Below are 8282 nucleotides of genomic sequence, written 5' to 3'. Positions count from 1 at the left end.
AGAAAGTTAAAATCTCGACTTTCTGCTACTCCGAAATGTCTAGCCACACTTTCCATAATTACCTCCCATAATAATTAATAATTAATAATTATGGGGGCGGGTTCTGTTAGTTGATCGCCTTCCCACCCCACCATATTAATAAACCCGATCCAACTCGGGGCTGCTGTTATTCATTCATAGTCTTATAGGTCGATACTGCGGAAGGTGAACTGCGGTTGAGGTAGCGGAAAATCCAATACTTAAATACCGCATCTAATATAACCGGAAAAGTTGCAATAAAGAGAAAGTTAAAATCTCGACTTTCTGCTACTCCGAAATGTCTAGCCACACTTTCCAGAATTACCTCCCAACCGTGGGGGGAGTGGAAACCTACGAACATATCAGTTAACAAAATAATGATAAATGCCTTGGCGCTATCACTGAGACCATAAATTATATCCCCCATAAATGATTTCAAAACTTGCACTTCTTGCTTGTTGTTAGACAAAATTAACACAAACGTAAACACTGATATAATATCAGCAAAAATGTTTTTAATAGCATTAGAACTTAATGTGCGATATTCCTCGGCAATTTTGATGGCTTTGGCTTGGGTTCTTTCCTCCAACTCTTCCTCGGTTAATTCTGGTATGAAACCCACCATCATCTCAAACTTTAACCTGGCCTCATATCTCTCGATTTCCATCAATGCTTCTTCTTCCATGTCAACATTCATAAATATGGGCGTGTTTTCATTTACCCAAAATCTATCGACCAAGGGACCAACCACAAAGTTTTTCGACAATTGCTGAGTCAGAAGCGGCACTAAAATCAAAATGAGAATAAATCTAATTGCAATAATAGTTTTAACTTTCGATTTCCGATAATCTTTAATGACCTGTTCTTCTGACTCTGGGTTAAGTTCCCGTTTAATGCGAGTCACAGTTCTGAGCAAAGTTCGAGGTAGAAAGCTAGTGCCGGAGTTTTCAGATTGGAGGTTATCTTTAAGATTATTATCCGCTTTGGGGGGAGAAATAGGGATATCTGAACTGAGAATAGACTTAGACTTTTGGGGAAGCGAAACCAGTCCATTTTCTGGATCGTTAGGTATCAGAGAACGGCTTTCTAAGTCCTCAAGTTTTACCAGTGCTTTAGATGTTGATGGTACTTTGCTTGGGGATTTTTTTTGATGATAACGGCTAGTTACAGCATCAATAAATTCTAGTTTTTCACAGACGATCGCAATGGTATCGGCATCTTGATGGCGATCGTAAATATCATCCTGATTCCGCAACTTTCGATTAAGTTCGGCGGGGTCTATTTGTTCGGAAATGGCGAAAATAGAGCGGCTAGTGTTAAATTCTGCCAACCGCATTTGAATGACTTGTAAATACCTATTAACCTCCGATTTAAAATAAGACAAGACTCGATCGCTATACTCATCAGAAGACGACCCGATCGCCTCACCATGAAAATGCTCATTTTCCAGAGAGCGGATTTTGAGAGCCGCATCTAATGCCTGATCTAAAGCTCGATCAGGAGTATCACGAAACCACTGATTAGCGCGATTGAGAAACCGCTTAAACTGAGTCCAATTTGAGGATGTCATAGTGAGTTGCCATAAACACCTATTTGAGGTTAGGCGCGAAAAAATGGTAATGTACGGGGTATATTAGCACTTTTACTGAAATGGCTGTGGTTTGGCAATCACTGTGGATTACCGGAGGCTCACGAACAGGTAAAACTACCCGTTTGGTAGAGCAATTTTGTCTTTGGAGTCAAATGTATCTAGGCGCTCTCAAAGCGCCCTATTCAGCCCCATTTAAGCCCAAGCACCCTCTACAAGGCTTGCGTCCCCTAGTTTTAGCTGCTAATGGAACCAATAAACGCCATTTAGTTGATAGGATAACCCAAGCATCTGCTGGACAATATCCATTTTCCGCCATCACCATTATGGGATTTTTTCAGCAGGAAGTGCTTTTGTTCTGGCCCCTGCTAATTGAAGCCCTAGACCTGAGAGCCCAATTTCCCCAGAGGTTGCGTCCTGAACTAGAACAGGAACTTGCCAGCCAACTTTGGAGTCCTGAAATCGATAGCGGAAAATTAACGGACCTTGGGAAAGGACGCGATCGCATTGTCCGTACAACCCTCGATCTATTACAACTAGCAGCACTCAGCGGCACGCCTGTTGAAGATCTGCCTAGTATTTTAGAACGCCATGAGGCTGTTGATGACATTCCTGAGACAACCTATACCTGTATGACCGAGATGCTCCTGCGTTGGCAAAATTGGTGTCAGCAAAAGGGATTACTGACTTATGGGATTATAGCAGATTTATATTGGCCACATTTGTTAAAGCATCCCACCTATCAAAAGCATCTGCTCAATCAGCATCGAGTTATCTTAGCCGATGATGTGGATGAATACCCAGCGATCGCCCGCCATGTATTCGAGTTTTTATTAGAGAATCAAGTGATGGGAGCATTTACTTACAATCCCCAAGGTGCAGTGAGACTAGGTTTAGGGGCAGATCCTAAATATCTAGCACAGTTGCAAGATCGCTGTCAGATAGAACAGCTTTCTCCTGTCGAGGGTTTAGCGAAAACTCTCGGTACTCAGGTGGTGTCATGGATAAATCAAGATTATGGTCACTTTCCCGACTTGAGCAACTCTCAGCAGTCAGTTTTTGCCATAGAAACCACCTCTAGGGCTGAACTATTGCGGCGGACTGCTACAACCATCATAGAAGCCATTAAAAATGATGAAGTACAGCCCCAGGATATTGCTATCATCGCTCCGGGGCTAGATGCGATCGCCCGCTATAGCATTCGGGAAATTTTAACCCATGAAGGTATTGCCCTAGAAGAAATTCAACCACAGCAACCGCTGATAACTTCTTCCGTAGTGCGATCGCTACTTACCCTACTAGCCTTAGTATATCCAGGCTTAGGACGGTTAGTAGATAAAGATGCGATCGCCGAAATGCTGACCATTATCAGTAGCCATATCCCAGAGAGTAAACACAGCAGCACATCAGACCCCGACTCACCCGCGGCCAATTTTCCCATCCAGAATGCGATCGATCCAGTGCGAGCCGGTTTATTAGCTGATCACTGTTTCGCCCTTGATGTGCAAAATCCGAAATTACTGCCAATTAATACCTTTCCACGCTGGGACTGCCTCGGCTACCGTGCAGCCAACACCTATAAATATATTTGTGAGTGGTTAGCCCTACAGCAACAGCAGTATCATCAGAACCTCCTCCCCAGTCCTGTCGCCTTATTAGAGCGAGCCATCCAGGAATTTTTCCTTCCTAGGGCTACAGGTTCATCTTACTTAATTATGGATATGAATCGCCCAGCCTTAAAGGTTTTTGCACAAATCGACCTGTTGCGGGAATTAATGGAAACCGCCATCCACTTTTGGAATATTTATACCAGAGACAAACCCCAGCCATCACCCTTAGAAACCGTCGAAATCACTCGCCAATTTATTGAACTGTTGCGCCGGGGAGTTGTGACCGCCAACCCCTATCCCATGGGAGAAATGGCTGTTAAACCTCATCGTGTCACCCTCGCCACCATTTTCCAATACCGTGTCAATCACCAATCCCATTCCTGGCACTTTTGGCTAGATGTGGCCTCACCCCTCTGGTTCCAAGAGGGAGCCAGTAGCCTTTGGGGTGCGCCTCTGTTTCTCAGAGATATTCAACAGCAGAGACAGCCTTGGACCAGTGAGGATATGATGGCAGCAAACCAACAAAGACTACAAAGGATAGTCTGGGATTTATTAAGTCGGGTTAGCGATCGCCTTTACCTGTGTCATAGTGAATTATCAGTTAACGGTCAAGAACAACTCGGACCTCTTCTACCCCTCGTTAATAGTGTACAATACGCCCCTAGACCTAATCTGTAGGGGCGAAAAATTTTGCGACCCTACATTCCCCAATAGTTGAAACCGTCGATAAACCTCAGATAAAACTGGGTAGTATATATATCAGTTCTGCCAAGAGAGAAGTTAGGAAAACCGCAATATGAATCAAATTAAATTTATGAAATCCCGCTCAATACCCCCCTAAACTCATCAGATAATCTCAATCATACCAAATATTTTTTAATGCTGATTAATTCCCAATTCAGCTATAATTCACCCTGAACCAGTAAATTCTCAGTGTTTGTGCATGACAAATATACTCAATAATACCTCTTGATTTTCCAGAATCAGTCACCGGAAAACCTCAATAATTTATGATTAAAAGTCACAGTTTCTGCGATATTAGTATACGGGCATTGACTGAGCCATCATTAATCTGTTTAAATTGATAGCCATTCATCTTATGGCGATGACTTCAAATCACCCATGTGGCTACCTTCCCCAAATCATGCCCCCAAAAACTTAAATAGCCTAACCGTTAAAATAACCCCTTGTCTATGCCAAAATTCCCAAGTCATCACCAATTAGGAGTCACCTCATGACCAGTTCAACCATTCCCACCGCCCCCGCTCAACTTGCGTTGCGAGTATCTCCTGGAGATCAAATTCTCAGCCTCAACCAAGTTGTCCTCATCTTTCCCGCCGAACCAATACCCAACAGATTTGAAACCTTCCCTGGGTCCATCACCAACATATTACCCGCCTCCAACGGCTTAGGGGATACCCTACTCGGAGAGGGAGGAGTCACACTATTTGTTCCCGATGAGCCAGGCTTTGAAGCTACAATTCAAGGTAGCAGTGAAACCGTAATAGTAGTTAGAGCCGGCGGACAAGACCAAGGATTCCTCACCGTTCTAAATCGAGAACCCGGTAGACTCCAAAGCCGTGCAGACGGCTCCTTTGTCTTTATCCCTGACGATGCAGGAGACCCAGAGCCAGACCCAGGGACTGACCCATCACCAGATCCAGGAACTGACCCAGGAACTGACCCAGACCCAGAACCCAGAGAAAATCAACCTCCCATAGCCAACGATGTTTTTGTCACCACCACCCAGGGACAAGACACCTTTTTTGATGTACTCTTCAACGACACAGACCCAGACGGAGATACCCTCAGCGTTCAAAACTTCAGCAGCACCGCCAACGGAGCCTTAATCTTCAACGGTGCGGGAATATTCACCTATCGACCTAACCCAGACTTCTTTGGTACTGATCGCTTTAGTTACAATGTCACCGACGGGACAGACTCCGACCTAGCGCAAGTGGTGATCTCAGTTCAACCTGGCGATTTAGCCCAAATTATCGAAGGAATAGGTCAAGGAACCACCGGAGATGACTCCATTATCGGCTCATCAGGGGATGATGTCATTAATGGTTTAGCTGGAAACGATACCATCTTCGGTTTAGCTGGAAACGACCTCCTACAAGGTGACGAAGGCGACGATCTACTCTTCGGCAACCAAGGCAACGATACCCTAGACGGCGGACCGGGTAATGATACCGCCTATGGAGGTCAGGACAATGACCTGATTATTGGTGGGGATGGTAATGACTTACTATTCGGCAACCTCGGCAACGATACCCTATTGGGGGGACCTGGTGCAGATTCTATGTATGGCGGGGACGGCAACGACTGCATTCGGGGTGGTGTTGGGAATGACTTGATTTTTGGTGACAAAGGTAATGATATCCTCTGGGGAGATGACGGCAACGACACGATTTATGGTGGCCAAGGAGATGATTTAATCTTCGGTAATGATGGTGCTGATCTATTATTTGGGGGAGTTGGAAACGATACCATTTTTGGTGGACCAGGAAACGATACTATCATCGGCGGCGAAGGTGATGATCAAATTGCTGGAGAAGTGGGAGATGATTTATTATTTGGAGGTCTCGGAGCCGATACCCTCACAGGTGGTTCCGGTAGTGACACCTTTGCGATCGCCGAAGGTAGTGGCGGCGGTAGCGTAGAAGAAGCTAATGTCATTAATGACTTCACTGGTGGGACTGATAAAATTGGTTTGTTGGGGAACCTCACCTTTGAACAACTCAGCATTACCCAAAGCGAGGAAAACGCCGGGAATGCTATTATCCGTAATGGTAGTGATGGAGAGTTCCTAGCAGTTCTCATTGGGGTTAACAGCAATAACTTAACCGCCTCCGATTTTGTCCCCGTCGTCGGCTTGGACATCGGCATACCCACACCACCCACACCGACACCACCGACACCACCGACACCACCGACACCACCGACACCACCGACACCCACACCGACACCACCGACACCCACACCGACCCCTCCTGTACCTCCACTTCCGCCACCCCCACCCCCTATCAACTTGCCACCTAACGCAGTTGATGACCGGGTGAGACGAGCAGTGAACCAACCAGTGACCTTTGACGTACTCGCCAATGATAGCGACCCAGAAGGGGAACCTATTAGGGTGATTGAATTTACCATGACCACTGGGGGGGACTTAATCCAAAGTCCTGCTGACCCCAGAGGCGGAACATTTACTTATACTCCTAATCCTGGCTTTGTAGAGCCGGAAACCTTTACCTATACCATAACTGATGGTAGTGGTAACACTGCTCAAGCCACTGTATTTATACAGGTTAATCAACCGCCAGAATTAGTAGTTAATCGCGGGATTATCCTACTGCCAACTCAGCAACAAACCATCACAGTTAATAACCTATTTGCCGAAGACCCAGACAATCTTCCGACTGAGGTATTTTATGAGGTATTAAGAGAGCCTCAAGCTGGTATTATGCAGAGATTGGGGACTACTTCCACCGATCGCATCAGAACTGGCGATCGATTCAGCCAAGAAAGCATTAATACTGGTGCTATTATCTATACCTCTGGTAGAGAGTCTGGCGTAGATGATTTAGTATTCCGACTCACAGATAGTGTGGCCACCTTACCCCAGCAAATCTTTAGTATCTCAGTCGTGGATGACTTCATTCAGGGAACTGATGAAGATGACAACATAGAGGGTACCGCCTTGAGTGAGTACATTCAAGGATTTGGTGGTAATGATACCCTCGTGGGTGTTGGCGGTCGAAATATCCTCGATGGAGGTCCGGGAAATGACTCCATAGTGGGGGGAAGTGGTAATGATGTCATTGATGGTGGAGAAGGAAACGATACCCTATTGGGTAACGAAGGTAACGACTCCATCTTTGGTGGACCCGGTAACGATTCCATCATTGGCGGTAGCGGAATTAACAGTCTATTTGGAGAAGGTGGAGACGATACCATTATCGGCGGTGATGATGGTAATTTACTCAGTGGTGGTGTTGGTAATGACTCCCTCACTGGTGGCACAGGTAACGATACCATTTTTGGTGGTGATGGTAATGACACCATAATTACTGAGCGAGGCGATAACCAATTATTTGGAGATGACGGTAACGATTTAATCTTCGGTGGAATTGGTCGAGATCTCATTCAAGGCGGACCAGGCAATGATACCCTAATTGCTGGCTCTGGTAATAACACCATTTTTGGTGGAGTGGGTAACGATTCTATCGTTGGCGGCGAGGGAGATGACACCCTGTTTGGTGGTGAAGGTAACGACACCATTGATGGAATTGGCGGTGATAACAGCATCTTTGGCGGCGCTGGGAATGATTCGATTATAGCCGGACCCGGTAATGATACCGTATTTGCTGGACCAGGTAATGATCAGGTATCTGGTGGTGATGGTAACGACCTCATCTTCGGAGACAGTGGCAATGATACCATCTTTGGTGGCACTGGAGATGATACCATATCTGGGGGAGCAGGTTCTGACCTACTCACAGGAAATTCCGGTAACAATGTCTTCTACTACCTCAACCCCGGCGAGGGAGTCGATATCATCACTGATTTTAAACAACCAGGAAACGATCGCTTCTTAATTGTATCTGGAGAAAACAATTTTGATGGCTTAGTTCCCACCGTTGGCACCGCCGCCGCACCCCTCCAAAGTGCTATCATTAGCGCTCTAGGCTCCGAAGGTACCGACATTAGCGGACGACAATTAATTATCTTCCAAGACACCTTTGATAATATTCAAGCCGTTAACGCCGCGCTCAAAAATCAAAGGGGTTCAGATGGCGGTTCCGCTTTGTTCCTCTACCGGAATAACCTCACCTATCCAGGTTTCCAAGGTAACTATATTCTCGGTTTTGACCCGGACTTATCTGATGATAGTTTACCCGCCTTTGACCTGGCTATTCTGCAATCAATTGATCCTTCGACCGATAACATTAGTACCATTCTCGGCTCTAATGATTTCATCATCATCTAGCCATAGTTCCTGATTTCCCAAAGCCGGGGAGAACAGTTAAACCCATATCCTCCCCTGTTTCAATATTCCCCCT

The 8282-nt window shown here is 45.7% G+C and carries 3 protein-coding genes; 2 read left to right on the top strand and 1 reads right to left on the bottom strand.

From position 1 onward, the window contains the following. Positions 1-166: 166 nt before the first annotated feature. Positions 167-1588: a proton extrusion protein PcxA gene (locus P5683_RS05225; protein ID WP_006620804.1), complete on the bottom strand. Its 1422-nt coding sequence runs from the start codon at positions 1586-1588 to the stop codon at positions 167-169. Positions 1589-1668: 80 nt separating this feature from the next. Between P5683_RS05225 and P5683_RS05220 the strand changes: the two genes are divergently transcribed. Beyond that, positions 1669-3894 carry a recombinase family protein gene (locus P5683_RS05220; RefSeq protein WP_315639450.1) on the top strand — a complete coding sequence of 742 codons (2226 nt, stop codon included), beginning with the start codon at positions 1669-1671 and terminating at the stop codon, positions 3892-3894. Positions 3895-4450: 556 nt separating this feature from the next. Continuing rightward, positions 4451-8209: an Ig-like domain-containing protein gene (locus P5683_RS05215; RefSeq protein WP_315639449.1), complete on the top strand. Its 3759-nt coding sequence runs from the start codon at positions 4451-4453 to the stop codon at positions 8207-8209. Positions 8210-8282 lie beyond the last annotated feature (73 nt).

The organism is Limnospira sp. PMC 1279.21 (genome assembly GCF_032349615.1).
Lineage (GTDB): Bacteria > Cyanobacteriota > Cyanobacteriia > Cyanobacteriales > Microcoleaceae > Limnospira > Limnospira fusiformis.
Note: the sequence above shows the minus strand (reverse complement) of the source record. Positions and strands in the feature narration are given on the sequence as shown.